This window comes from Pseudomonas oryzihabitans (assembly GCF_007665395.1).
Taxonomy (GTDB): Bacteria; Pseudomonadota; Gammaproteobacteria; order Pseudomonadales; family Pseudomonadaceae; genus Chryseomonas; species Chryseomonas psychrotolerans_C.
Window position 1 is genome coordinate 213,818 of sequence record NZ_VDND01000003.1, and the last position, 23,802, is coordinate 237,619.

The following is a 23,802-nucleotide window of genomic DNA, read 5'->3' on the forward strand; positions in this document are numbered from 1 at the left end:
GGCCACGAAGTGATTGAAGGCCTGGGACAGGACGCCGAATTCGTCGCGCGCCTGTACCGGCAGTCGGCGCGTCAGGTCGCCCTCGCCCTGGGCGATGTCCGCCATGGCGCGGCCGAGGTCGCGCAGCGGGCGCAGCAAGCCGCGGATCAGCAGGCCCAGCAGCCCTGCCATGACGATCACCGCCACCAGGGTCGCGATGATGGCCAGGTTGCGCGCCTTGGTCACCGGGGCATAGGCCTTGGCCTGGTCGATGGACAGGCCCAGGTACCATTTCACCGAGGGCAGGCCTTCCACCGGGGTGAAGCTCACCAGGCGTTCGCTGTCGTGCTGCCGGATGTTCTGGAAGCCGGGGGTCAGCGTGGGGGCATTCCCGGGGAAGACATCGCCCAGGGTCTTGAGCACCTGCTCGGGATGGCTGCTGACCAGGATCTTGCCGTCGGCGTCCACCAGGAAGGCCTCGCCCAGGCCACCGACGTCCAGGGAGCCGATCAAGTCTTCCAGCGTGGAGAGGTAGATATTGGCCGAAAGCACGGCGGCCAGCTGACCGTTCTGCAGCACCGGAGCCGCCATGGTCACGCCGAGCTTGCCGGACATGGCGAAGATGTAGGGGGTGGTCAGGATCAGGCCGCTTTTGGCCACGGCAGCCGTGTACCAGGGGCGCTTGCGCGGGTCGTAGTCCGCGGGCAATTCCTGGAAGGGGCGGGTGGTGTAGCTGCCGTCGGGCTTGCTCAGGTAGAGCGAGGTGAAGGTATCCCGGTAGGTCTGCAGGTCCGGCAGCTCCAGGGGCGTGCCCTGGCCGGCCTGGGCACCCAGCGCCTGGGCCAGGGTGTCGACCAGCTTGATCCGGGCATCCAGCCAGTAGGTGATGTCGACCGCCGTGACCCGCCCGGTCTCACCCAGGGTTTCCCTCAGGCTCTGGTCGATGGTCTGGCGCTGCAGATAGGCATTGAAGCCGGCAAAGGCGGCCAGCACCCCGGCCATCACCAGGGCGGTAGCCAGCAGAATCTTGTGACTGAACTTGAGCTGCTTGAGCACTGCACATCCTCCATGAAATGGCGCTCGGGCTTTAATAGCACACTGCGAAGTTCGTCACAAAATGTTACGTATGCATTTTTCGGGACTGCCAGGGCCCTACGGCCCAGAAGCCGCAAAACACCGGGCGTGAGCGGTCGCGGCGGAGGCAGGGGCTGGATTCACCTGGAGCGTTCAGGGTCAGGGCGGCAATGAGGAGGGCGTGGTCGCCGTGCTCACGCTCCGGTCACGAGGCCTGCGGCCAGGTCGCCAGGCGCTGGCAAGCGAAACGCTGGAACGCTTGCGCCGGCCCGCGAGTCGGACTGAAACAACAGCAGTCGGGAATAGTCGGCCTCATGCAAGCACTTCGCAGTCAGTTGGCGGCGTTGGACCCGCCCATCAAGCACGAACTCGAATCCCAGGGCGACAACCTGGTGATCACCCTGATCGATCCGACGCGTCCGGCGCGCGTTACCCGCACGCTCAGCCAGAGCCTGGTGCGCAACACCCCGTTGCTCTACGAGGTGATCCGCGACGCCATCAACCAGCTGCGCGCCCTGGGCAGCTATCCCGCCGTCACCGACCAGGACATCTATCCGGATGACCGGCCCAAGCCGGATGAGGCGGCAGGCCAGCAGACCGCTAAGTCCTGACGCTGCCGGGCCAAATGGGCTTTGGGCTTGCTGGCGAGCGTGGGCGTGATCGTTCAGGGGTTTTAAGGCGCGGTGGGTGTTACCGCCGTCCCAGCCAGCAGGCCACCATCGAGGTTGAGTTCGCTGCCGGTCATGTAGGCGGCCTCGTCGGAGGCCAGTAGTAGCGCCACAGCAGCTACCTCTTCGGGCTGACCGAAGCGGCGCAGGGGCGTGTCCCTTACCAGGGCTGCCATACGCGCTTCGCGATCCGGGCCGTCGCCCAGCATGGATTCCCACATGGGCGTGAGGACGGCGGCGGGGTGGATGGAGTTGCAGCGAATATTTAGGCTCTGTTCCGCGCAATAGAGCGCCACCGTTTTGCTGTGGTTGCGCACGGCTGCCTTGGACGAGGCATAAGCTGCTGCGCCGGGAATGCCCACCAGCCCCGAGCGCGACGAGATATTGATGATGGATCCGCTCCCTGCGGGTCGCATGGCGCGGATGCCATATTGGCATCCGAGGAAGACGCCATCGAGATTGGTGCGATGCACCGCGTGCCAGTCTTCCAGGCGGGCATGTTCCGGGTCGTGGGGCACCAGGCCTGCCTCGAAGCCGGTAATCCCGGCATTGTTCACCAGCACGTCCAACCGGCCTCGCTCGGCGAGGATTTGGCGAGTCACCTGTTGCCATTCGGCTTCCAAACGTACGTCCAAATGCACGTAGCGGGCTCTGTCGCCGAGTTCGACGGCAAGGGTGCGCCCCAGCTCATCGTTCAGGTCGGTGATATAGACGAAGCCCCCCTCCGCCACGAAGGCCCGGGCGATGGCGGCGCCTATGCCTTGGGCGGCGCCGGTAACGAGGGCGGTCTTGTCGAGCAGCCGGTTGGCCATGGAAGCCTCCTGTAGATGATGACGAGAGGAGGGTAGTCCAGACCGGCCGGGGAAGGGGCGGGCCTCACGCCCGGGTGCTGACCCCGCCGCTGCCGCCGGTCTTCGTGAGTACTGCGGTATAGGCGGCGTAGGCCTGCATCAGGGCCGCGCTCGCCGCGACGACATTGGCCTGGGCGGCTTGGATGGCGGCCTTGTTGTCGCCATTCCCCTGGCTCTGGGCTTCGCTCAGCTGCTGCTGCGCCAGTTCCAGTTGCTTCTTGGCCATCTCGATGGCCTTCTGCATCATCCCCAGGCGGCTGTCGCTGGAGCTACCGCTCTCACCGCTTGCCGCGGTCTCGTCCTTGTCCGGCGATTTGGCGACACCCTTGAGGGTGACCTCGACGCCGTGCGCCGTCCGGGTGACCGAGCTGTCTTCGGCCTGCGGCGCGGCGGTCGCGCCACCCAGGTTGAGGGTGATGGGGTGGGTCCCTTCTTTGCCGATACCGCTCAAGGACACTGCAATAGCCATCTCAAACTCCTTTTCGGGGGATGGCAGCTTAACGGCAGCGTCGGCCGGAAATTGAGGCGCTAGAGCGGTTTCCTTCAGGAGGGCGCGGTCGCAACCGCGCCCGGTTTCCCTGGCTACTGGGTGATCACCGCATGGTTGGAGAACCCGCTCTGGGTCAGGTTGATGGCATTACCTCCGGTGTTCTGGGTCAGGTTGGCGGTGTGTTGGAAACCGCTCTGGCTGACGGCGATGCTGGAGGCATCGCCGGTGACATAGGCCGTCACCCCGAGGCCATCGCCCTGCTGGTCCACCTTCAGCTGGCCATCGTTGCCCAGGGCGTAGGCGGTGATGCCATTGCCGTCACCCGTGGATGCCAGGTCCAGCTGATTGCCCTCGCCCGAGACGATGGCGGAGGCGCCGTTGCCGTCACCGGTCTGCGCCAGGGTCAACTGGCTGCCGACACCATAGATGATCGCCTCCGCCCGGTTGAGCTCGCCGCGCTGGGCGATGTCGACGGTGCTGGGCCGCGAGTAGCTGCTGGAATGCTGGACCCGGGCATCGTTGCCATTGCCCTGCTGGACCACCTTGGAGTCCACCCGCTCGCCGCCCTGCTTGAGCCCCACGTAGTTGTCGTTGCCGCGCTGCTCGACGAGGGTGGTCGAGTCGTCGCCGTTCTGGCTGACCCAGGCGGTATTGCGCAGCCCGAAGCTGACCACCTGCAGGTCCAGGGCATCGCCATGCTGACCCAGCGTCAAGACACCATTGAGGCCGTCCTGGCGCACCGCCAGGGTGTTGTCACCCGCCCGATAACCGCTCTGGTCGATGTCGATCCGGTGATAGCCACCGTCCTGATGGACATAGGTGTCCTGCCGCAGACCGCTCTGCCGCACCACCGTCTCGTTGCCGCTGCCCGGCCCCTGATCGACCTGCACCCGATCATAGCCGCCATCGCGCTGCTCGATATCCACCAGGCGCTGCGATCCCCAGACCTGATTGACCTCGACCGCGCTCCTGGCATTGGTCTGCACCACCCGCGCGCGGTCATCGGCATCGTTCTGCTGGGTGACCTGGGCATTGAGAAAACTGCCGCTCTGCTGGATATCCGCCTGGTTGCGCGCCGACAGCTCGCTGCCCTGGTTCAGGTTCACCACATTGAAGCCGCCGTTCTGCTGGACGTTGGCCGTATTGGATTCGGCCCAGGCGGCACCGGTGTTGGCCAGCAGCAACGCGACCATGAGGAAGCGGGAGGTTTGCATGGGGACTGTCCTTGTGGGGGCTCTGGCCGTGGACACGGCCGCAGCGGTAAACCAGGGAGGCCAGAAAGAATGTAGTGCAGGGAGATAATCTAATTGTAAAGGTCAATGCCGCAATCAATCAAAAGGATGATTCTATTTATCAAGAAGAAATAGCTTTGCTCGAAGGTGCAGAGTGTCGAGGGGGTTACTGCCAATAATGTGCTTTGGGCTGATGTTATAGTGTCTTGTCTTCTGCTGTTACAAGTTTTAAAAGAGAGGTATTTGATTTTGCTTTGAAGTGATGGCTTGAATTGGAATGTTGTATAGTGAGCACATGCCTCTACGAAAATCCTTGATTCCGCCGTAGCTAGGGTGTCGAATTGGAATTACCTCAACTCCAAATCTGCCAGCATAATTGAATGCGTCTTGACCTATAGCAACTATTCTGCGAATTTTGAGCCATTTAACTAGCATGTCGTTGATTATTTCGACTTCTTTAAGCTCTTTTGCAGTAAACTTTCGATTTGTAAATGGATTTCCAGGTTCATGAGGATGGAAAGGAAAAACGTTCCAAAGTAGCGGCGGTAACTGAATGGACTTTAATACTGCCCATATTTCAGAGGCGGTACGTTCTGCTACTGCTGGGCCTAAAGTGGCTTGCTTGAAATTAGATCCAGGGTATAGCTGTGTCATTTGAGGCAAATGGTATTCATCTGTCAGGGCTAAGCCAGTCCTACGGCCACCGCGGTACCCTAAGTCTCGCCCCATCCATATTGTATCTACACCAATATCTAATGCTGATTTAAGATAGCCGCTTAAATTGCGTCTACGTGCAGAAGCTGCATTGGCACGATCGTGGATTGCGCAAATGTCGGCATATGGATTGAAAACATTTTCCAATTTGAGTTCGGACAGGGATTTTACAAAGCTGTTGGGTGTCATCTTGGTTAGCTCTTTGGAGGAGGGGCAAAGTCTATGGTGTGTTCAAGTACATTGACCATCACAGTGCCTCCACGATGCTCTTTGAGTTCGCGGAATATTTTGAATCCCTCTATTATAGCCTTTTCCCATTGCCAAAGCTGACATTTTTCAACCTCGTATCCTGTAGTCATGTTCTTGATTTGCTTCAACATGCCATAGTCGAGTTTGGCTTGTGCACCATCAAAGAAAAATTTTTGTCTTTTGGCCTGATTGAATATCCAGGTTGCGATGCCTTCTTCGATGATCATTGCACGTGCACCATCTTCATTTTCGTCAACTCTAGGATCGGATTTGCGCTTGCGCTTAAGTAAGCCACGCAGCACAGGGGACCAACCTAGGAAAGTCAGATATGCAAGATGGAATACATCATGAAAGCGATAGTCGTCCGGTTCGTTACTATTGTCAGTAAGGCGGTCGCCTATGAAAACGTCATTAAGAACCTGGACGACATAACCTTTGGCTGGGCCGTTTCTTTCGATAAAGGTTATATTTAATGTTGATGGGAATCTTTCGTGAGGTTCTTGGTTTATGTCGAAGGGGATGGGGTAACTCGAATTTTCTTTTGGCCAGCGGCTGTTTATTTTAATTAAATTGGCTCGAGCTACATCTTCGAGTTTTAGTTTAAATTCACTGCATGTTATTGCTAGTTCTGATAGATGGCGCCCTAGTTGAATTGAGCGGATTTTATCAGGCATGTTAAGGTATTCCTGATAAGAGGTTTTGGCTAGTACTCCCGCATTGTACGCTAACGTTCTAAGTTGTTTGGCGCGATCTGTAGTTCCTGGTTGTATATGTATGTCGATAAGGCCGTCAATTTGACGGAAAGTTACTGGTGTATTTGGATTTTGTGATTTTTCTTTGTATTTATCTCTCAATGCTTTGATGCACTGTTGTCCTATGTCGTTTGCATTAACTTCCAAAAAGTTTGCAATATTTATCAGGTACCAAAGAGCATCTCCTAATTCCTCTGCGGCTAAATCGGCTTCTGTAGCAATAAGGTTGTCGCGATTAGCTTTTTTTACTGCTGATAAAAGTCCACCTATTTCTCCAAAGTAGCCAAAGACAATTTTTTGGAAGCCGCTTTCATCTTGTTGGAATTGATTTGTTGAAAACGCTTCTAGTTTATAGTTGTCTATGGAGAGGGGGCTGGGTTGAGTATTAATGTTGATCATAAAGTCCCTTTTATGTTGTTTGTGCCGGGCTTACCAGCAGGTCGGTCTTCCCACGCAACCCTTGGGGAGTCCAGAAAACCAGTTAGATACTTCAATTCTGAAGTTGTCAGAGAAATTTGTTCTGTAGTTTCTTCCCTTTGGAAGTAAGTCGTCTCCATCTAGGTCTCTTAAGCTAAGATCCATTTTGGGTGCATTTGCACCCCAGTATATGAAGTCATTGCTAATCAAAACATGATCTGCGCCGGTGTCTCTATTTTGATTATCAAAGTTGGTAACGCCGTTCGCAAAGCTGTGGTGAGAATCTTCTTGTCGCCATTGATCCCCTTCGTGGTGGTATATATTGTCTCCATAGCCCATGGATCGGCTAGATTTAAAGCTAGGCTTTTTCATTTCAAATCTTGGGTCATTCCAGTATTCATCAAAGCTAATTTTTTCTGATACTTTCATTGCGAATATTATTCTTCCTTGCATTTTTAGTTCTTGACTTCCGCACCCGATAACTATGTCGCCCACCTGAGCACTTCTTCTAATTTGAGGTTTGCAGGTCGCAAGCGTGCAGATGCCGTGAAAAGGGTTTGGGGCAAATCCAAAGTCCCTAGATAGCTTATAGGAGAATATCTTTGGAAAATTATTCATTGGCATTTGACTCTGGAGATTTCACGCTTTCCTTCATTTTTACCCGTTGGATATTCCCAGATAACTTTTCCCTTAAGGGCTTCATCTAGTTTCGGACTTTCCATTTGTACTGTAGACACTGCTAGGTCGTCCAATATTTGCGGAAGGGCACTAAGGTCCTCGAGTACAGCTACAATTTTTTTGCCAGCGGCCCCAGCATAGCCAGCAGCACCTAATATGCCCTCGGATTCCTGTTTTGGTACTAGAAATACACAGGTCTCTGCGCCACTGATGCAGCTTTTTATTTCATCAGGTATGTCAGTGTTGCCTGCTTTTGCATTTTTGACTAATTCTCGTTCTGTAGCCACTATGCAAACATCAAATCCGTCTTTAGAAAGACTTTTGGAAATGTCTCTGGCTTTTTCTTCAAGTTCAAATGCGAAGACGATGCAGGCTTTGGGATTGTTCATGGTGTTCTCTGTCTGTTGAGGTTTGTGTGGTTAGACAACATATGGGTTTCATTGGTAAGTTATTATTTTGTCGATTTCTAATTTTCCTGGCTTGACTGTGGGTGGTGATTTAAAAATATCAACGATGGAAATTTTTAGTTAAATCGAAATTTGTTTTGGAGTATGTCGAAAAATAAATTTAATACAGCGGAATAATGTTTGGCCGTGCTTTGACCGATCCCAGTCAAGCGAGAGTAAGATAGAAGTTTTCAGTAGCCCGATGGCTATAGGAGAAGAGCGTCGCGGCATATGGCGACGGTAAGCGGGAACAATGAAGAGTTCGGCGATAAGCGCTGAGCGATAGTCTTGCGCGGTCTTACCGTGACGGTCTGTGGGCGGCATGGCGGCGTCCTGGCCTGGCCGAGACGAGGGGTCGTCACGGCTACTTCCTTGTGATGGATTTCACAGTAGGAGGCAGGGTAGGAGGCGTCAAGGCTGGCAAAGGGCCGGAATTGTTAAGACTTTTGCAGTGAAGTCTGACGATTCTGTGGCGAGTGCAGCCGAAACCGAGAACTGGCAAGGCTTCGCTTGGTGTGAAGGTGTTTGGGGAGAGTCGGCGCCAAGAGCTATCAGCGCCGACGAACTGCCCCCACGACCGCCCAGGCGGTCGCGGCGGCTAGGGCTTAATCCACCGCCTTGACCATCTCCTCAATGACCTTTTTGGCGTCGCCAAAGACCATCAGGGTCTTGTCCAGGTAGAAGAGTTCGTTGTCCAGACCGGCGTACCCGCTGGCCATGGATCTCTTGTTGACGATGATCGTCTTGGCCTTGAAGGCTTCGAGGATGGGCATGCCGGCGATGGGCGACTTGGGATCGTTCTTGGCCGCCGGGTTGACCACGTCGTTGGCGCCGAGCACCAGCACCACGTCGGCCTAGCCGAATTCGGAGTTGATGTCGTCCATCTCGAATACCTGGTCGTAGGACACCTCGGCCTCGGCCAAGAGCACGTTCATACGGCCGGGCATGCGGCCGGCCACTGGGTATGCCCGGAAACTGCGGAGCTTTTGAAAAAGTGACGGGCGCACTGTGCTGGCGCTCGTTAGGAGCCTAGTTCGGCTCGGGCGCTCGGGGCAAGCCAGCAAACCAATCCAACGCCCTATCCCACAGCGGCTCCGCACTGGCGCGGAAATAGCCCATATGACCAATGGCGCCGCCGTGCTGGCGCGGATCGAGGTCTTGGCGTTGCAGGTCGCTGTTGCGATAGGCCTGCATGAAGGCGTCGCGCGATTGGGGCGTGGCCCAGAGATCGTCCAGGGCGTTGACCGCGACGATGGGGGTGCGCACCGCGGCGAAGCCGGCTTCGATGCCGCGCATGGCGGGGTCGTCGAAGAAGTAGTGGGGCAGGCTGCACCAGTGGCGCCACTGGCGATAGACGTCGCGTGGCAGGTCTTCGCCCAGGCCGAGGGCGCTCCAGGGGCAGTAGCCTTTCCACCAGGTGAGCAGCGGCAGTACCAGTCGCCACATGGCCAGTACCTTGAGGCGTTCGCCCAGCGGCATGTAGCCGTGCCAGCCGGCGCTGGTGCCGAAGACGTAGAAGCCGGCCACCTTGGCGTGGTTGGGCAAGAGGCCGAAGGCGTGGCCGCCATAGGAATGGCCGATTAGGTAGAGGGGCACGTCGCCCTGGGCCATGGCGTCCACCGCGGCGGCGAGGTCCTGGCGCGCCCAGTCCAGCAGGTCCATGCGAAAGCCCTTGAGCGAGGCCGGCGCCGAGCGACCGATACCGCGGTAGTCCAGGGTGAGGGTCTCGAAGCCGCGGGTGGCGGCGTGCTGGGCGAAGCGGCGGTAGAAGCCCTGGGGCACGGCGGTGGCACCGGCGACGATCAGTCGGCCCTGGAGTGGGCCCTGAGCGGGAAAGCGGCAGGTGCCCAGGCGATAGCCGTCGGCCGTGATCAGCTCCTCCTGGAGGGCATCGCTGGGCATGGGGTGGTCCCTATGACAGTTGTTATAATGCCTGGACGGTAGAGTATGACGACTGTCATAGCAAGGAGCCTGGATGACCGAGCAGTCGAAGGTGCGGCAACGGGTGGTGGTGGCGGCCTCGGCCATGCTGGCCCGGCACGGCTTCAATGCCACCAGCATCCGCGAGACCATCAAGCGCGCCGAGGCGCCGCTGGGGTCCACCTATCACCATTTCCCCGGTGGCAAGCACCAGCTGGTGGTGGAGGCGGTGGAACTGGCCGGTGCCCAGGTCAGCCATGATCTGGAGCGGCAGCTGCAGGCCGGTGCCCGGGCGGGGATCCAGGGTTTCCTGCGCCTCTGGCGCGACATCCTGGTGGATTCGGATTTCCGCGTCGGCTGCCCGGTGATGGCGGTGGCGGTGGAAGAGCCGGTGGACGAGATCGCCCAACGCGAGCTGGACGCGGCGGCCGGCATCTATCGCCGCTGGGAGACGCGTCTGCAGGCCGCCTTGGTCGATCAGGGCCACGCCGAGGCGGCCGCCGCAGGGTTGGCGACGCTGCTGGTGGCAGCGGTTCAGGGGGTGATCCCGCTGTGCCGCGCCCAGCGCAGCATCGAACCCTTCGACCGGGTGGCCGAACGTCTGGTGGCACTGGTCTGACGGGAACGCCGCCGCGGCGCGGGGACTCCACCAAGGGCGTCCCCGCATCGGAGTACCCCATGAGCCGCGAACCCGCCGACGACCAGCAAACCCCACACGACTACGACGAATATGGCGATGTGCCGGATTCCGGCAATACCAGCACCACCGAGGAGCGCGAGGACCAGGACGACAGCCCCTTGAGTCCGCAGCGGTAGTGGGCGGGGCAGGGCGGCGTCTGGAAGAGGCGACGACGTATCTTTGCCCGCCGCTCCCGACTGCCCCCTCTCCCCGCGGGAGAGGGCTGGGGTGAGGGCTCGCTGATCCGACCCGCAGGCCGGCCTCCTGTTGTGGGAGTGGGTTTCGGCACTGATGGCGCCGGGCTGTTGGGCTTCGCGTTGCTCAGCGCCAACCTACGTTTCTCCGCTACGCCGCCCGACCCCAACGCTCCCAACCACCCCCTCTCCGCCGCGGAGAGGGCTGGGGTGAGGGCTCGTCGATCTGTTCTTCGGGCTGGGCTCCTGTTGTGGGAGAGAATTTCGGCACCTGATGATGCTGGGCTGTTGGGCTTCGCGTTGCTCAGCGCCAACCTACGTTTGCCTGCTGCGCCGCCCGACCCCGCCGCTCCCAACCGCCCCCTCTCCCCGCGGGAGAGGGCTGGGGTGAGGGCCTGCTGATCCGCTCTTCGGGCTGGGCTCCTGTTGTGGGAGAGGGCTTCGGCACCTGATGATGCTGGGCTGTTGGGCTTCGCGTTGCTCAGCGCCAACCTACGTTTGCCTGCCGCGCCGCCCGACCCTGCCGCTCCCAACCGCCCCCTCTCCCTGGGGTAGAGGGCTGGGGTGATGGCCTGCTGATCCGCTCTTCGGGCTGGGCTCCTGTTGTGGGAGAGGGCTTCGGCACCTGATGATGCTGGGCTGTTGGGCTTCGCGTTGCTCAGCGCCAACCTACGTTTGCCTGCCGCGCCGCCCGACCCTGCCGCTCCCAACCGCCCCCTCTCCCTGGGGGAGAGGGCTGGGGTGATGGCCTGCTGATCCGCTCTTCGGGCTGGCCTCCTGTTGTGGGAGAGGATTTCGGCATTGATGATGCCGGGCTGTTGGGCTTCGCGTTGCTCAGCGCCAACCTACGTTTGCCTGCCGCGCCGTCCGACCCCGCTGCTCCCAACTGCCCCCTCTCCCCGCGGGAGAGGTCTGGGGTGAGGGCCTGCTGATGATCCGGTCCGCGGGCTAGCCCCCTGCTACGCGAGAGAATTTTGGCACCTGATGATGCCGGGCTGTTGGGCTTCGCGTTGCTCAGCGCCAACCTACGGTTGCCCGCCGCGCCGCTCGACCCTGCCGCTCCCAACCGCCCCCTCTCCCTGGGGGAGAGGGCTGGGGTGAGGGCCCGCTGATCGAGCGGAGCCGATAGGCAGGCTTAGTCCGCGGCCACGGTGCGTTGGCGTTGCTCGCCGAGGCCCTGGATGCCCAGGCGCATTTCCTGGCCAGGCTTTAGGTAGACCGCCTGCGGCTTGACGCCCATGCCCACGCCCGGCGGGGTGCCGGTGGAGATGACATCGCCCGGTTGCAGGCTCATGCAGCGGCTGAGGTAGGCGATGATCTGGGCGACGCTGAAGATCATGGTGCGGGTGTTGCCGTTCTGGTAGCGGTGGCCGTCCACCTCCAGCCAGAGGTCGAGATTCTGAGGGTCGGCTACCTCGTCGGCGGTGACCAGCCAGGGGCCGAGCGGGCCGAAGGTGTCGAAGCCCTTGCCCTTGTCCCAGGTGCCGCCGCGTTCCAGCTGCCATTCGCGCTCGGAGACGTCGTTGACCACGCAGTAGCCGGCGACATGGTCCAAGGCGTTGGCCTCGTCGATGTACCGGCCGGCCTTACCGATCACCACGCCCAGTTCCACCTCCCAGTCGGTCTTGGTCGAGCCGCGGGGGATCTGTACCGGGTCATCGGGGCCGCAGATGGCACTGGTCCACTTGTTGAACACCACCGGCTCCTTGGGCACGTCCAGCCCCGATTCGGCGGCGTGGTCGGCGTAGTTGAGGCCGATGCAGATGAACTTGCCTACCCGCCCCACGCAAGGGCCCAGTCGCGGGGTGCCCTCCACCAGTGGCAGCTGGTCCGGGTCCAGCTGGCGGATCCGGGCGAGGGAAGCGGCGCCGAGCGTCTCGCCAGCGAGCTCAGCCACCTGGCCGGAAAGATCGCGAAGGCGGCCCTGGGCATCCAGCAGGCCGGGTTTTTCCTGGCCCTGGGGGCCGTAGCGCAAGAGTTTCATCGGAGCTCCTAGACAGACGAGAGGGTACAGGCCAACGCGGATTCAGACGCTCCAGCCGCCGTCGATCACCTGGGTGGTCCCGGTGACGAAGGCGGCGGCGTCGGAAGCGAGATAGAGGGCGAGGGCGGCGATCTCCTCGGGTTTCCCGACCCGGCCCATGGGCTGCCGGGCGGCGAAGGCGGCGGCCACCTCGGCTTCGCTGCGACCTTCGCGGGCGGCCTGATCGGCGATGCGCTGGTGCAGCGAGGGTGAATCCACGGTACCGGGGCAGATGGCGTTGCAGCGGATGCCCTGGCCGACGTAATCGGCGGCCACCGACTTGGTCAGGCCGATCACCGCCGCCTTGCTGGCGCCGTAGGCGCAGCGATTGGCCACGCCCTTGAGGCTGGAGGCCAGCGAGGCCATGTTGATGATGCAACCGCCGCCCTGGGCCAGCATGCCGGGCAGCACCGCGCGGGTCAGCCGGTACATGGCGGTGACGTTGAGTTCGAAGGACCGGCACCAGGCGTCTTCGTCGCACTCGAGCAGGCTGCCGGCGTGGACGTAGCCGGCGCAGTTGAACAGCACGTCGAGGCAGCCCAGGTCCTCGGCCAGGGCTGCCACGGCGGTGGCATCGGTGACATCGAGCACCCGGGTGCGCAACCCATCGAGGGTGTCCAGGGCAGCGGCCGCGATATCGGTGGCGATGACCTCGGCCCCGGCGCGGTGGAAGGCGAGGGCGGTGGCCCGGCCGATACCCTGGCCCGCGGCGGTGACCAGGACGCGTTTGCCGGCATGACTCATGAGCAGGACCTCTAGAGTGGATGGGCGGACACTGGCTAAGGGTGTAGCCCGCCGCGGCCGGGGGCGCAAGGATCTTTTCCCCGCGGCCGGGGCGCTGTATGGCCGTTTAGTCCCCTGGCTGTGGCTGGTCGCGCCAGGCCGGGCTGCGCAGAATCGGCCATCCGCCTTCTCAAGGAACCTGCCCCATGTCCCTCGCTTTCCATCAGGTCGATGTCTTCGCCCACCGCCCGCTGGAGGGCAATGCCCTGGCGGTGGTCTGCGGCGCCGACCACCTCTCCACCGAACAGATGGCCGCCCTGGCGCGCTGGACCAATCTGTCGGAGACCACCTTCCTGCTCGAACCCACGGATTTAGCGGCCGATTACCGGGTGCGCATCTTCACCCCCGTCCGCGAGCTGCCCTTCGCCGGCCATCCGACCCTGGGCAGCTGCCATGTCTGGTTGCGTGAAGGCGGGCGGCCCCAGGGCGGCGAGGTGATCCAGGAATGCGGCGCCGGCTTGGTGCCGATCCGCGCTGCTGGGGAAGAGCTGGCCTTCGCCGCGCCGCCACTGGTGCGCGGCGGCCCCGTGGAACCCGAGGTACTGGCACGCATCGCCCAAGGCATCGGGCTGGCGCCTGAGCGCATCCGGGCCAGCCAGTGGGCGGATAATGGCCCCGGCTGGGTGGCGGTACTGCTAGAGAGTCGCGAGGAACTGCTGGCGATCCGTCCGGACTATGCCGCCCTGGATGGCCTGAACGTCGGCCTGGTGGCCCCCTGGACGGGGCCCGCGGCCGAGGCGCAATTCGAGGTGCGCGCCCTGATGGGCGAGGAATTCGCCGAGGATCCGGTTACCGGCAGCCTTAACGCCAGCCTGGCGCAGTGGCTGATCCCGGCGGGCCTGGCGCCGGAGCGCTACCTGACCAGCCAGGGCACCGTACTGGGCCGCCGCGGCCGGGTACGGGTGGCCCGCATCGATGAGCGCATCTGGGTGGGTGGCGCGGTGCAGGACTGCATCCGCGGCACCCTGGATCTCTAGCGTCACAGCCCGACCGAGCGCCCCTTGAAGCCGGCGGCATCGAAGTAGCGGGTGTCGCCGACGGTCTGGGTCTTCAGCTCGGTGACCAGGCCGTCCTGCGCCGGTTTCGAGCGCTGCACCTGATGGCTAGCCTTGACCGGCTTGCCGCCTGCCAGGCTCTCACCGAGCACCCGGCCGACCAGTTGGCCCTTGGCCGGAATCTGCAGGTGCAGCAGGTGCGTCAGGGTTTGGCCGACGTCGGCGTTGCTGGCCGGGCTGGGGTCGACGAAGCCCTGGCGGAAGTCCGGGCCGATGGCGGCCATGAAGTTGTGGGTATCACCCCGGCTGAAGCTGCCGTGCATGCCCTGGCCCTGTTGCAGCCCGGTGTCGGCCACCTCCACGGCGCAGACGTCGGGCTTGCCGCAACCGCTGTCGTAGGAGCGGAAGTTGACCACGATGGCCGGGTAGGGGGTGAGCGCCGAGCCCTTGAGGTTGATCGCCGAGAGCGGCAGGGTGCCGGGGATCCGGCCCAGGTCGTCGTCGACGAACAGACCGCTGACATAATCCTGCTTGAGCAGGGCCGCGACCACCTGGGGCGCCAGCGCCTTGGCATCGCCCTGAGGCAGATAGACCAGGTCGGAGCCGCCGTTGGCCGCCACCACCACCTCTGGCTTGGCCGGGTCGGGGCCGATCAGGCCATTGGCCTTGCTCGGGTGTTGGCCCTGGTCCATCGACACCGCGGCGCCCTTGGCGTCCGGATCGAGCAGCGGCAATTTCAGCGCGGCGGCGAGATCCAGGGCGAGGAAGCCCGGCGGTAGCTGCCCCTTGGGTACGTCCTGATAGCTGGCCTTGGCCGCCGGACTGGTCTTGCTCTCCTTGGAGATGGTGGAGAAGCCGTGGTCGGCGCTGACGAAGATGTCGGTGTCGCCGTCCAGGCCCAGCTCCTTGAGCCGCGCGCGCAGGGCGCCGAGGTTGGCGTCGACGTTGCGGATGGCGGCCAGGCTGGTAGGGCCGTTGATGCCGGGGGTGACCTGGCCCAGGCTGTCGCCCTGGTTGTGCTGGGTGCCGTCCGGGTCGCGCGACCAGAACACCAGCACGAAGGGCTTGCCGCTTTCCTTGAAGCGCGGCAGCAGCACCTGGTTGGTGACGTCGAGGAAGTAGCGCTGCTGCTCGACGTTGGCACTCAGGGTGCCCGGCGTGGTGGCGTTGCCAGCCTTGCCGTTGGCGCCCCGGCTCGGGGCTTCCAGCGGCAGGCCGGCCTGTTTCAGGGCGTCCTGCATGGCCGCGCTCAGGGGAATGCCGGTGGGGTGACCGGTGGAGTCGTCGACGATCACCGTCTTTTCGCCGTCGCGGGCGGTCACGTCCTGGATGGCCACCGGGCCGAGCTTGCCGACGGCGGCGGTGGACAGCCCCGCCTGGCGCGCGGCCGCCAGCAGGGTCTCCTCGTCCAGGTAGTTGCCGGCGAAATGTTCGTCGACGTCGCCCAGCACCTCGTCGTTTTCCAGGAAGGGTGTGACGCTGTTGTTGGCGCCCGGGACCGGAAAACCGGTGTAGATCGTGTTACCGAAATCCCCGGTGTCGCCCAGGTAGTGCCCGGTGGCCATGGCCGAGGCATTGGGCGTGGTGAAGGTGGGGAAGAGCGAATGGCTGTTCTGGAAGTCCACCCCATCGCGGCGCAGTTGGGCCAGGTTGGGTGCGGTCTGCTCATCGACGATGCCGGCGCGCAGGCCGTCGGCGATGAAGAGGATCACGTTGCGCGCCGGTGTGGCGGCCATGGCGACGGAACTGGCGAGCAGGGTGAGGCAGCAGGCGCGAGCGAGCAGGGTGGGGAGGAGCGCCATGGAAAGATCCCTGGAGGCTGGAAGAGGAGCTGCAGATGTAACAAGGGATTGCTGCATTTTTATGATGACAGCGAGGTGACAGCGCCTCGGCATCCTTTGTGCAAAGGTCCTGCCTCTTTCCAAGGAGCTTTCCATGGCCCACGCCTTCGATCCCGCGGTATCCAGCGCTGCCTTGCATCGCGATCTCGACACCCCCGCCATCCGCCAGGCGCGCCTCGACCTGGCTGCCTGTTTCCGCATGGCCGCCCGGCTCGGCCTGGGGGAGGGCATCTGCAACCACTTTTCCTTCGTGGTGCCCGGCCACGATGACCTCTTCCTGGTCAATCCCTACGGCCTGGCCTTCGCCGAGGTCACCGCCTCGTCGCTGCTGATCTGCGATTTCGACGGTGGGGTGGTGCTGGGCCAGGGCGCGCCCGAGGCCACCGCCTTCCATATCCACGCGCAGCTGCATCGGCTCAATCCGCGGGCCAGGGCAGCCTTCCATACCCATATGCCCAACGCCACGGCGCTGTGCCTGCTGGAAGGCGAGCCTTTCGTCTGGGCCGGGCAGACCGCGCTGAAGTTCTACGATCGCCTGACCGTGGACGAGGACTACAACGGCCTGGCGCTGGACGCGGCCGAGGGCGAGCGCATCGCCCGGGCGGCCGGTACGGCGGACGTGGTGATGCTGAAGAATCATGGGCCGCTGGTGCTGGGGCCGAGCATCGCCGAGGCCTGGGACGACCTCTACTACCTGGAGCGCGCCGCCGAGGTGCAGCTCAAGGCCATGGCCAGCGGTCGGCCGCTGCAGCCGGTGGCGCCGGCCATCGCCCACGCCGCCTGCCAGCAGATGCTGCAGGGCAATGCCGACAGCGCCCGGCTGCACCTGGAGAGCGTGAAGCGCCAGCTGCTGCGCCTGGAGCCGGATTACCGGGACTGAGGTGGCGGGGTTGCCTTCAGCCGCCGACGGTACGCCACGGCTGGCGGGTCGCCGCGGGGAGCGAGCCGTCCAGGGCCGCGACCACGGCGGTGCTCAGCTGGGCGTCGAGTCGCTCGACCAGGCGCTCGCGCAGCTGGCGCTTGATGACGCGTCCCAGGTCGAGCTGGCCGTGATCGTCCAGTGCCAGGAAGCCCTCACGGAGGACCTCGACGGACAGCGACGCCGCCTCGGCGCCCAGGGGGCAGACGTCGAAGGCGAGGGATGAAGCTGTGGCTGACGGTATCCGTGTGATCATGGCTGTCCCTCCTGGACGAGAACTTCATCATGCCAGGGCGTGCGGCGCTGGCCGCAGTGCCAAAGCGTCGCGCCGTGGACTGCTGCGCATTTTTCCGGCGTAAAAAAAAGCCCGGGTCCAACCCGGGCTCAAAGCGCAGATGTCAGCTTCTACGATGCCTTGTCGGCACAGGATGGAGCTTGCCACCGCCCGGCTTATGGCTGGCTTAACGGGCCTAGCGAATCAGCGAGGCCAGCAGGGCCATGAAGGCGATGGTGGTGAAGATCAGCAGCAGGTGAACCAGGGAGAACTTGTCCATGGGCGTCCCATCTCGGCGAAGACTCTGGACCAATGATAGCAAAGGGCTATCACGCTTGGCTGCCCTGCGCCGGACTCAGCCGTCGCCGAGCAGCAGCTGGATACGCCGCTCCAGCGCATCCAGGGTGAAGGGCTTGGTCAGCACGCGCATGCCGGTGTCGAGATCGCCCTCGCCGATGATCTGGCTCTCCGCGTAGCCGGTGATGAACAGTACCGGCAGTTGCGCCCGCAGGCCACGCAAGGCATCGGCCAGTTGCCGGCCGTTGAGAGCGCCGGGCAGGCCGACATCGGTGACCAGCAGGTCCAGCGGCGTCTCGGGTTGCACCAGCGTCAGCGCCGTGGCGGCGTCGGCGGCCTCCAGCACCTGGTAGCCCTGGGCGGTCATGACATCCACCAGCAGGGCGCGGATGGTCGGCTCGTCGTCGACCACCAGGATGGTCTCGCCGCGGCCCGGCAGGTTGGGCTCCAGGTCGGCCGCGACGGGAGCGCTGGCGACCGGCGTGAGCCGGTGACGCGGCAGGTAGAGCTGGACCCGGGTACCCGTGCCGGGCGCGGAATCGATGCGGATGTCGCCGCCAGATTGCAGCACGAAGCCGTGCACCATGGAGAGGCCCAGGCCGGTTCCCTGGCCCAGGGGCTTGGTGGTGAAGAAGGGGTCGAACGCCCGGGCGCGGACCTCCTCGCTCATGCCGCTGCCGGTATCGCCCACGGTGAGGCGCACGTAGTCCCCGGCGGGCAGGGTGAAGTGCTGGGCCTGGGTGGCGTCGAGGGTCTCGTTGGCCAGCTCGATGCGGATGCGCCCGCCCTCGGGCATGGCGTCGCGCGCGTTGAGGCAGAGGTTGAGCAGGGCGTTTTCCAGCTGGGACGCGTCGATGTGGGTTGGCCAGAGGTGCGGATCGGCCGCGTGCTCCAGGACGATCTGCGGACCTATGCTGCGCTGGATCAGGTCTTCCAGCCCTATGACCAGCTGGGCCAGCGCCACGGGCTGCGGATCGAGGGTCTGCCGGCGCGAGAAGGCCAGCAGGCGATGGGTCAGGGCCGCGGCGCGCTCGGCGGCGCTGCGCGCCGTCCCGGTGTAGCGGCCCAGGTCCTGCAGGCGGCCCTGGCGCAGACGCAGGTCGAGCAGCTCGAGCGAGCCGAGGATGCCGGTCAGCAGGTTGTTGAAGTCGTGGGCGATGCCACCGGTGAGCTGGCCGACCGCCTCCATCTTCTGCGATTGCCGCAGCGCCTCTTCCATCAGCTGGACGCGCTCCTGCTCGTTGCAGCGCTCGGTCACGTCGTAGGCGAACTCATAGGCGCCGATGCAGCGTCCTTCCGCGTCGTACAACGGGGTGAATTGCAGCTCGTAGTAGCGCCGTGTCGGCGCCTCGCTCACCGTGATGGTCTCGCGGAAGGTCTCACCGGCGAAGGCACGGCGCCACAACGGCACGATGACCTCGTACAGATCGGGACGCCGCGCGAGGTTCTCGAGCAGGGAGCCGCCGATGTGGGGGCGGACACCCAGGGCACGTTCGAGGATAGCGGCACCGGAGTCGTTGATCGCCAGCCAGCGAAAATCGAAATCCACTACCTGGACCAGCGCCGTGGCACCGTTCACCACGTTGGCCAGGATCCGGTTGGCGGCCAGGGCGGACTGCACCCGCTCCTCGAGGGTCTCGTTGAGCTGGCGCAGGGCCGCCTCGGCGCGCTTGCGCGAGGTGATGTCCTGGAACAGCACGGCGACCTGGCGCCGGCTGGCCGGCTCGATGCGGAAGGCGGTCAGCTCCAGGTAGCGTCCGGTGGCCACCAATTCCTGTTCGAAGCGGATGGATTCGCCGGTGCGCAGCACCTCGCCATAGCGGTCGAGCCAGGCCTGGGCCTCGTCGCCGACCACATCGCGTAGCTTCTTACCCACGATGTTGGGAATGCCGGCATGGGCGGCGTAGGCCGGATTGGCCTCGATGTGCAGGTAGTCGCTCAGCGGCCCATGGGGGCCGTCGAGGAATTCGATGATGCAGAAGCCCTCGTCCATGGCGTTGAACAGGAACTGGTAGCGCTCGCTGGCCAGAACGGCGGTGCTTTCAGGGGGCGCGGCGCGGGTATCGAGTTGCTGGCGCAGCTGTTGATTGCACTGCTCCAGCTCGGCAAGGCGCGCCAGCAGGGCGGGAATGTCGGCAGCAGGCACGGCAGGCTCGGCGAGAAAGGATGAGGCGACGGCTTCGCTTCAAAGACGAGCATTAGACGACCCGGGCCGGAAAAGTGCCAGACGCATCACGGATTCTGTAAGGCGGTGTTCAGGGTCCGGTCGGGGGGATCGGCACGCGCGCCGGCAGCTCGGGCAGCCACGCGTTAATCCCTGCAGGGCTGCCTGACCACTCTGCTTTGGGTGGATTGACACCTCCTCAGCTCACTCATACGATGTCATATGAATATCCGGTAACAGCTTTCCAACGACCCCGGTTCACGCCGGTCAATAACAACAAGTCAGGAAGCCTATTCGATGACTATCCAGGTCACTCCCGAGACGGAGTCCGCCCTGCGGCCGCAGGTCCCGCCCGTCGCCGCTACCCAACAAGCCTCCCGCATCACCCGCTACCGCTGGCTGATCTGCGCCCTGCTGTTCATCGCCATCGGCATCAACTACATCGATCGGCAGATGATCGGCATCCTCAAACCCACGCTGCAGACGGACCTGGGCTGGACGGAGACCGACTACGCCAAGATCGTGTTCTGGTTCCAGTGCGCCTATGCCATCGGTTTCCTGACCTTCGGCCGCATCATCGACAAGGTCGGGGTGCGTATCGGCTACGCCCTGGCCTTCACCATCTGGACCATCGCCAGCATCGGCCACGGTATCGCCCATACCGTCACCCACTTCGTGCTGGTGCGCTTCACCCTCGGCTTCGGCGAGTCCGGCAGCTTCCCGGCCAGCCTCAAGGCGGTGTCGGAATGGTTTCCGCAGAAGGAGCGCGCCCAGGCGACCGGGCTGTTCAACGCCGGCACCGCCATGGGCCCTATCATCACACCTTTGCTGGTACCGGCCATCACCCTGGCCTGGGGCTGGCGGGCGGCCTTCATCTCCATCGGCGTGGTCACCGCGCTGTGGCTGATCGCCTGGCTGCTGATCTATCGCCGTCCCCACGAGCATCCCAAGGTCAGTCGTGAAGAACTGGCCTACATCCAGGCCGACGATGGCTCGCCGGTATCGGCCAAGCCGGCCGTCGCGGTGAAGATCTCCTGGTTCAAGCTGCTGACCTTCCGCGAGACCTGGGCCTACGCCGCCGGCAAGTTCCTCACCGATCCGATCTGGTGGCTGTACCTGTTCTGGCTGCCGGATTTCCTCGGCAAGACCTACGGCCTGAACCTGAAGTCCTTCGGTCCGCCGCTGATCGCCATCTATATTCTCGCCGACATCGGCTCGGTGATGGGCGGCTGGGGTTCCTCCAAGCAGATGAAGCTCGGCCGCAGCGCCAACCTGGCGCGCAAGACCACCATGCTGCTCTGCGCCCTGGCGGTCGTGCCCATCGTCACCGCCCAGTTCGTCTCCAGCCTGTGGCTGGTGGTGGGCATCATCGGCCTGGCCGCCGCGGCGCACCAGGCCTGGTCGGCCAACCTCATGACCCTGCCGTCGGACCTCTTCCCCAAGGAAGCCGTGGCCTCGGTGATCGGCATCGGCGGTACCGCCGGCGCCATCGGCGGCATGCTGATGACCACCTACAACGGCTACATCCTGGAGATCTTCAAGTCCTACCAGCCGATCTTCATCGTGGCCGGCAGCGCCTACCTGGTGGCCATCCTGGTCATCCACTTCCTCACCCCGCGGCTCAAGCCGGTGCCGCTGGAGCGGATCTCGGTAGACTGAGCGTCACGCTGCCGAGGCAGACACAGCCGCCGGGTCTTCCCCCGGCGGCTTTTTTTCGCCCGCCGCTGTCCGGATCGCGCTGGGGGCTGTCCTGCTCGCGAGCGCAGCGAAGCGGCGGGGCGGTCAGACTCCGGGATCCAGCCCTGGAGTCCCTTATGCTCAAGCAACCCCAGACCAAGTACCACGCCTTCGCCGCGCCTGCCTTGCCCGCTCGCCAATGGCCTGGTCGCCAGCTGACCCAGGCACCGCGCTGGTGCTCTACCGATCTGCGCGACGGTAACCAGGCGCTGATCGAGCCGATGGGGCTGGCCCGCAAGCGGCGCTTCTTCGCCCTGCTACTGGCGGTGGGTTACCGGGAAATCGAGGTGGCCTTTCCGGCCGCCTCCCAGACCGATTTCGACTTCGTGCGCGAGCTGGTCACGGCCGACGGCCTGCCGCACGATCTCTGGCTGCAGGTGATGACGCCCGCCCGCGCCGAGCTGATCGACCGCACCTTCGCGGCCCTGGTCGGCGTGCCGCGCGCCATCGTCCACCTCTACAACGCCACGGCGCCACTGTTTCGCCGGGTGGTATTCGACCAGGATCGCGCCGCGACCTTGGCGATGGCGGTGGCCGGCACCCAGCGGGTGCGCGACCGCTGCGACGCCCAGCCGGAGACGGCCTGGACCTACCAGTATTCGCCCGAGACCTTCTGCTTCACCGAGCCGGACTTCGCCCTGGAGATCTGCCAGGCGGTGCGCGCGGCCTGGGAGCCCTCGGCCGAGCGGCCCTTGATCCTCAACCTGCCGGCGACGGTGGAGGTGGCCACGCCCAACGTCTATGCCGACCAGATCGAAGGCTTCATCCGCGGCCTGGGGCCCGCGTCGCACGTGACCATCAGCGTCCATCCGCACAATGACCGCGGCACCGGCGTGGCCTGCGCCGAGCTGGCCCAGTTGGCCGGCGCGACGCGGGTGGAAGGTTGCCTGTTCGGCAATGGCGAGCGCACCGGCAACGTGGACCTGGTGACCCTGGCGCTGAATCTCTACAGCCAGGGCATAGCCCCGGGTATCGACTTCTCGCGCCTTGAGGAGGTGGCCAGCGTGGTGGAGGCCTGCAACCAGCTGAGCATCCACCCGCGCCATCCCTATGGCGGCCGCCTGGCGCTGGCCGCACGCCCGGATCAGGCGGGGTTTCCCGGCCTCATCGATCCTGCCGACCTGGGGTTGGCGGCGACGCCTGGTTAGGCGCGCCGGGCAGGTCCGCCTGGCCGCGATAGGCCGACGGCGAGACCCCCAGTACCTGGCGGAAGCGAGTGGCGAAGGCGCTGGGGCTGGCATAACCGTGATCCAGGGCGACGTCGACGATGGCATGGCCGGCAGCCAGCGAGGTCAGGCTCGAATCGAGGCGCGCCCGCTGTAGCCACTGGCCGAAGCTCAGCCCCGTCTCCTTGAGGAACAGGCGGCTCAGGGTGCGCTCGCTGACCACCAGTCGCGCGGCGGCGCGGGTCAGGGTCCAGCGCTCGCCGGGGTGCTGGCGCAGGTGGCGGCAGAGTTCGGCGAGGGTGGCATCCACCGGCCAGGGCAGGTGCAGTCCGGCGGTGGGCGAACCCTGCAGCTCGTCGAGCATCAGCTGCAGGATGAAGCGGGCACGGCCCTCGGCCGGTTCGTCGGCCGGCAAGGGCAGGGCGGCGAGTATGAGTTCACGCAACAGCGGCGAGACGGCGATCAGCTGGCAGCGCGTCGGCAGGTCGGCGCGGACCTGGGGATCGACGAAGAGCGTGCGCACCTCGACGCGGCCCAGCAGGTGCAGATCGTGCTCTTCGCCAGCCGGTACCCAGACGCCACGTTCCGGGGGTACCACCCAGCGACCCTGGGCGGTGTTGACGATGACCACGCCACAGAGGGCATGGATCAGCTGCGCCTGGCGATGGCGATGAGGCGGTACCCGGTCGCCATGGGCGAAGTCCTGGGCCACGGCGTGCAGGCCATTGCAGGAGCTGAAGTCGATGAACATGGCGGCGGACGCTCAGGAGGGCGCGCGGCCGGCCAGCCACTTGCCCAGCAAGGCATCCAGCTGGCGCTGCTCCGCCTCGCTGAGGGTGGCCAGGGCGCGGCGCTCGTTGGCTACGTGGGCGGTCATCAGGCCGTCGATCAGGGCGAAGCCCTGGGAGGTGAGGGCCACCAGGGTACTGCGGCGATCCCCGGGGTTCTTGCGGCGCTCGATCAGCCCGGCGCGCTCCAGGCGGTCGAGGCGATTGGTCATGCCGCCCGAGGAGATCATGGCGGACTCATAGAGCACCGTGGGGCTCAGGGCATAGGGCTCGCCGGCGCGCCTCAGGGTGGCCAGCACATCGAATTCGCCATAGTGCAGGCCGTGCTCGTCGAAGAAGGGCTGCAGCACGTCGCGGCTCAGCACCTGGGCGACCTCGCCGAGACGACCGATGAGGCGCATGGGCAGGGCGTCCAGGTCGGGGCGCTCGCGCTGCCACTGGTCCACGGCGAATTCGGCACGATCGGCCATCG

The 23,802-nt window shown here is 63.8% G+C and carries 23 protein-coding genes and 2 pseudogenes; 7 read left to right on the forward strand and 18 right to left on the reverse strand.

All coding sequences use genetic code 11. From position 1 onward, the window contains the following. Positions 1-3 precede the first annotated feature (3 nt). Positions 4-981: pseudogene (locus FSV73_RS26085) on the reverse strand (HAMP domain-containing protein); the annotation flags it as partial. 386 nt (positions 982-1,367) lie between these two features. Here FSV73_RS26085 and FSV73_RS08515 point away from each other — a divergent pair. Beyond that, entirely contained in the window at positions 1,368-1,664 is a 297-nt protein-coding gene (locus FSV73_RS08515; protein WP_145006725.1) for a hypothetical protein, read from the forward strand. Between the two features lie 62 nt (positions 1,665-1,726). Here FSV73_RS08515 and FSV73_RS08520 read toward each other — a convergent pair whose 3' ends face one another. From FSV73_RS08520 to FSV73_RS08560, 9 genes and pseudogenes are all read right to left on the reverse strand, one after another. Beyond that, positions 1,727-2,533: an SDR family oxidoreductase gene (locus FSV73_RS08520; protein WP_145006728.1), complete on the reverse strand. Its 807-nt coding sequence runs from the start codon at positions 2,531-2,533 to the stop codon at positions 1,727-1,729. A 64-nt stretch (positions 2,534-2,597) separates the two neighbouring features. Further along, on the reverse strand, positions 2,598-3,041 hold the full coding sequence (locus tag FSV73_RS08525; protein WP_145006730.1) for a hypothetical protein: 444 nt from the start codon (positions 3,039-3,041) through the stop codon (positions 2,598-2,600). A 113-nt stretch (positions 3,042-3,154) separates the two neighbouring features. Then, positions 3,155-4,276, reverse strand: a complete 1,122-nt coding sequence (locus tag FSV73_RS08530; protein WP_145006732.1) for a hypothetical protein — start codon at positions 4,274-4,276, stop codon at positions 3,155-3,157. 246 nt (positions 4,277-4,522) lie between these two features. Next, positions 4,523-5,197, reverse strand: coding sequence for a uracil-DNA glycosylase (locus FSV73_RS08535; RefSeq protein ID WP_145006735.1), 675 nt, complete (start codon positions 5,195-5,197; stop codon positions 4,523-4,525). Between the two features lie 5 nt (positions 5,198-5,202). Next, positions 5,203-6,408, reverse strand: coding sequence for a nucleoside triphosphate pyrophosphohydrolase family protein (locus FSV73_RS25545; RefSeq protein WP_186309190.1), 1,206 nt, complete (start codon positions 6,406-6,408; stop codon positions 5,203-5,205). Between the two features lie 30 nt (positions 6,409-6,438). Next, positions 6,439-7,044 (reverse strand): hypothetical protein, encoded by a 606-nt coding sequence (locus FSV73_RS08545; RefSeq protein ID WP_145006738.1) that lies wholly within the window; start codon positions 7,042-7,044, stop codon positions 6,439-6,441. Further along, positions 7,041-7,493, reverse strand: a complete 453-nt coding sequence (locus FSV73_RS08550; RefSeq protein ID WP_145006741.1) for a hypothetical protein — start codon at positions 7,491-7,493, stop codon at positions 7,041-7,043. Before FSV73_RS08550 ends, FSV73_RS08545 begins: the two co-directional genes overlap by 4 nt. Before the next feature lie 662 nt (positions 7,494-8,155). After that, positions 8,156-8,524, reverse strand: a pseudogene (locus FSV73_RS08555) (NAD(P)(+) transhydrogenase (Re/Si-specific) subunit beta); the annotation flags it as partial. A gap of 55 nt (positions 8,525-8,579) precedes the next feature. Beyond that, positions 8,580-9,452 carry an alpha/beta hydrolase family protein gene (locus FSV73_RS08560; RefSeq protein WP_145006743.1) on the reverse strand — a complete coding sequence of 291 codons (873 nt, stop codon included), beginning with the start codon at positions 9,450-9,452 and terminating at the stop codon, positions 8,580-8,582. 73 nt (positions 9,453-9,525) lie between these two features. Between FSV73_RS08560 and FSV73_RS08565 the strand changes: the two genes are divergently transcribed. Next, positions 9,526-10,089 carry a TetR/AcrR family transcriptional regulator gene (locus FSV73_RS08565; RefSeq protein ID WP_145006746.1) on the forward strand — a complete coding sequence of 188 codons (564 nt, stop codon included), beginning with the start codon at positions 9,526-9,528 and terminating at the stop codon, positions 10,087-10,089. 59 nt (positions 10,090-10,148) lie between these two features. Next, the gene (locus tag FSV73_RS25550; protein ID WP_186309191.1) at positions 10,149-10,286 is read left to right on the forward strand and encodes a hypothetical protein; all 138 of its coding nucleotides are present in this window, start codon (positions 10,149-10,151) and stop codon (positions 10,284-10,286) included. Positions 10,287-11,478: 1,192 nt separating this feature from the next. On the opposite strand, the gene FSV73_RS08570 is transcribed toward FSV73_RS25550, so the two are convergent. Further along, on the reverse strand, positions 11,479-12,327 hold the full coding sequence (locus FSV73_RS08570; RefSeq protein ID WP_145006750.1) for an ureidoglycolate lyase: 849 nt from the start codon (positions 12,325-12,327) through the stop codon (positions 11,479-11,481). Between the two features lie 42 nt (positions 12,328-12,369). Then, positions 12,370-13,110: an SDR family oxidoreductase gene (locus FSV73_RS08575; RefSeq protein ID WP_145006753.1), complete on the reverse strand. Its 741-nt coding sequence runs from the start codon at positions 13,108-13,110 to the stop codon at positions 12,370-12,372. A 185-nt stretch (positions 13,111-13,295) separates the two neighbouring features. On the opposite strand from FSV73_RS08575, the gene FSV73_RS08580 reads away from it, so the two are divergent. Continuing rightward, positions 13,296-14,126 (forward strand): PhzF family phenazine biosynthesis protein, encoded by an 831-nt coding sequence (locus tag FSV73_RS08580; protein ID WP_145006756.1) that lies wholly within the window; start codon positions 13,296-13,298, stop codon positions 14,124-14,126. A 2-nt stretch (positions 14,127-14,128) separates the two neighbouring features. Here the strand turns inward: FSV73_RS08580 and FSV73_RS08585 are convergent, their stop codons facing one another. Then, positions 14,129-15,946 carry an alkaline phosphatase family protein gene (locus tag FSV73_RS08585; RefSeq protein WP_145006758.1) on the reverse strand — a complete coding sequence of 606 codons (1,818 nt, stop codon included), beginning with the start codon at positions 15,944-15,946 and terminating at the stop codon, positions 14,129-14,131. A gap of 133 nt (positions 15,947-16,079) precedes the next feature. Between FSV73_RS08585 and FSV73_RS08590 the strand changes: the two genes are divergently transcribed. After that, on the forward strand, positions 16,080-16,865 hold the full coding sequence (locus FSV73_RS08590; RefSeq protein WP_145006761.1) for an aldolase: 786 nt from the start codon (positions 16,080-16,082) through the stop codon (positions 16,863-16,865). Positions 16,866-16,881: 16 nt separating this feature from the next. Here FSV73_RS08590 and FSV73_RS08595 read toward each other — a convergent pair whose 3' ends face one another. The 3 genes from FSV73_RS08595 to FSV73_RS08600 all read right to left on the reverse strand — a co-directional run bounded on the left by FSV73_RS08595 (position 16,882) and on the right by FSV73_RS08600 (position 19,621). Then, complete coding sequence (locus tag FSV73_RS08595; protein ID WP_145006764.1) at positions 16,882-17,160, reverse strand: hypothetical protein; 279 nt, start codon at positions 17,158-17,160, stop codon at positions 16,882-16,884. Positions 17,161-17,374: 214 nt separating this feature from the next. Continuing rightward, positions 17,375-17,500 (reverse strand): hypothetical protein, encoded by a 126-nt coding sequence (locus FSV73_RS25770; RefSeq protein WP_260856047.1) that lies wholly within the window; start codon positions 17,498-17,500, stop codon positions 17,375-17,377. Positions 17,501-17,533: 33 nt separating this feature from the next. After that, complete coding sequence (locus FSV73_RS08600; RefSeq protein WP_145006767.1) at positions 17,534-19,621, reverse strand: PAS domain-containing protein; 2,088 nt, start codon at positions 19,619-19,621, stop codon at positions 17,534-17,536. Between the two features lie 315 nt (positions 19,622-19,936). On the opposite strand from FSV73_RS08600, the gene FSV73_RS08605 reads away from it, so the two are divergent. Both FSV73_RS08605 and FSV73_RS08610 read left to right on the forward strand, forming a co-directional pair. After that, on the forward strand, positions 19,937-21,298 hold the full coding sequence (locus FSV73_RS08605; RefSeq protein WP_145006770.1) for an MFS transporter: 1,362 nt from the start codon (positions 19,937-19,939) through the stop codon (positions 21,296-21,298). A 155-nt stretch (positions 21,299-21,453) separates the two neighbouring features. Further along, positions 21,454-22,524, forward strand: a complete 1,071-nt coding sequence (locus FSV73_RS08610) for a 2-isopropylmalate synthase (RefSeq protein WP_145006773.1) — start codon at positions 21,454-21,456, stop codon at positions 22,522-22,524. On the opposite strand, the gene FSV73_RS08615 is transcribed toward FSV73_RS08610, so the two are convergent. Both FSV73_RS08615 and FSV73_RS08620 read right to left on the reverse strand, forming a co-directional pair. Beyond that, on the reverse strand, positions 22,481-23,293 hold the full coding sequence (locus FSV73_RS08615) for an AraC family transcriptional regulator (protein ID WP_145006775.1): 813 nt from the start codon (positions 23,291-23,293) through the stop codon (positions 22,481-22,483). The two genes, FSV73_RS08610 and FSV73_RS08615, sit on opposite strands and share 44 nt — an antisense overlap. Positions 23,294-23,305: 12 nt before the next feature. Next, entirely contained in the window at positions 23,306-23,800 is a 495-nt protein-coding gene (locus tag FSV73_RS08620; RefSeq protein ID WP_186309192.1) for a MarR family winged helix-turn-helix transcriptional regulator, read from the reverse strand. Positions 23,801-23,802 lie beyond the last annotated feature (2 nt).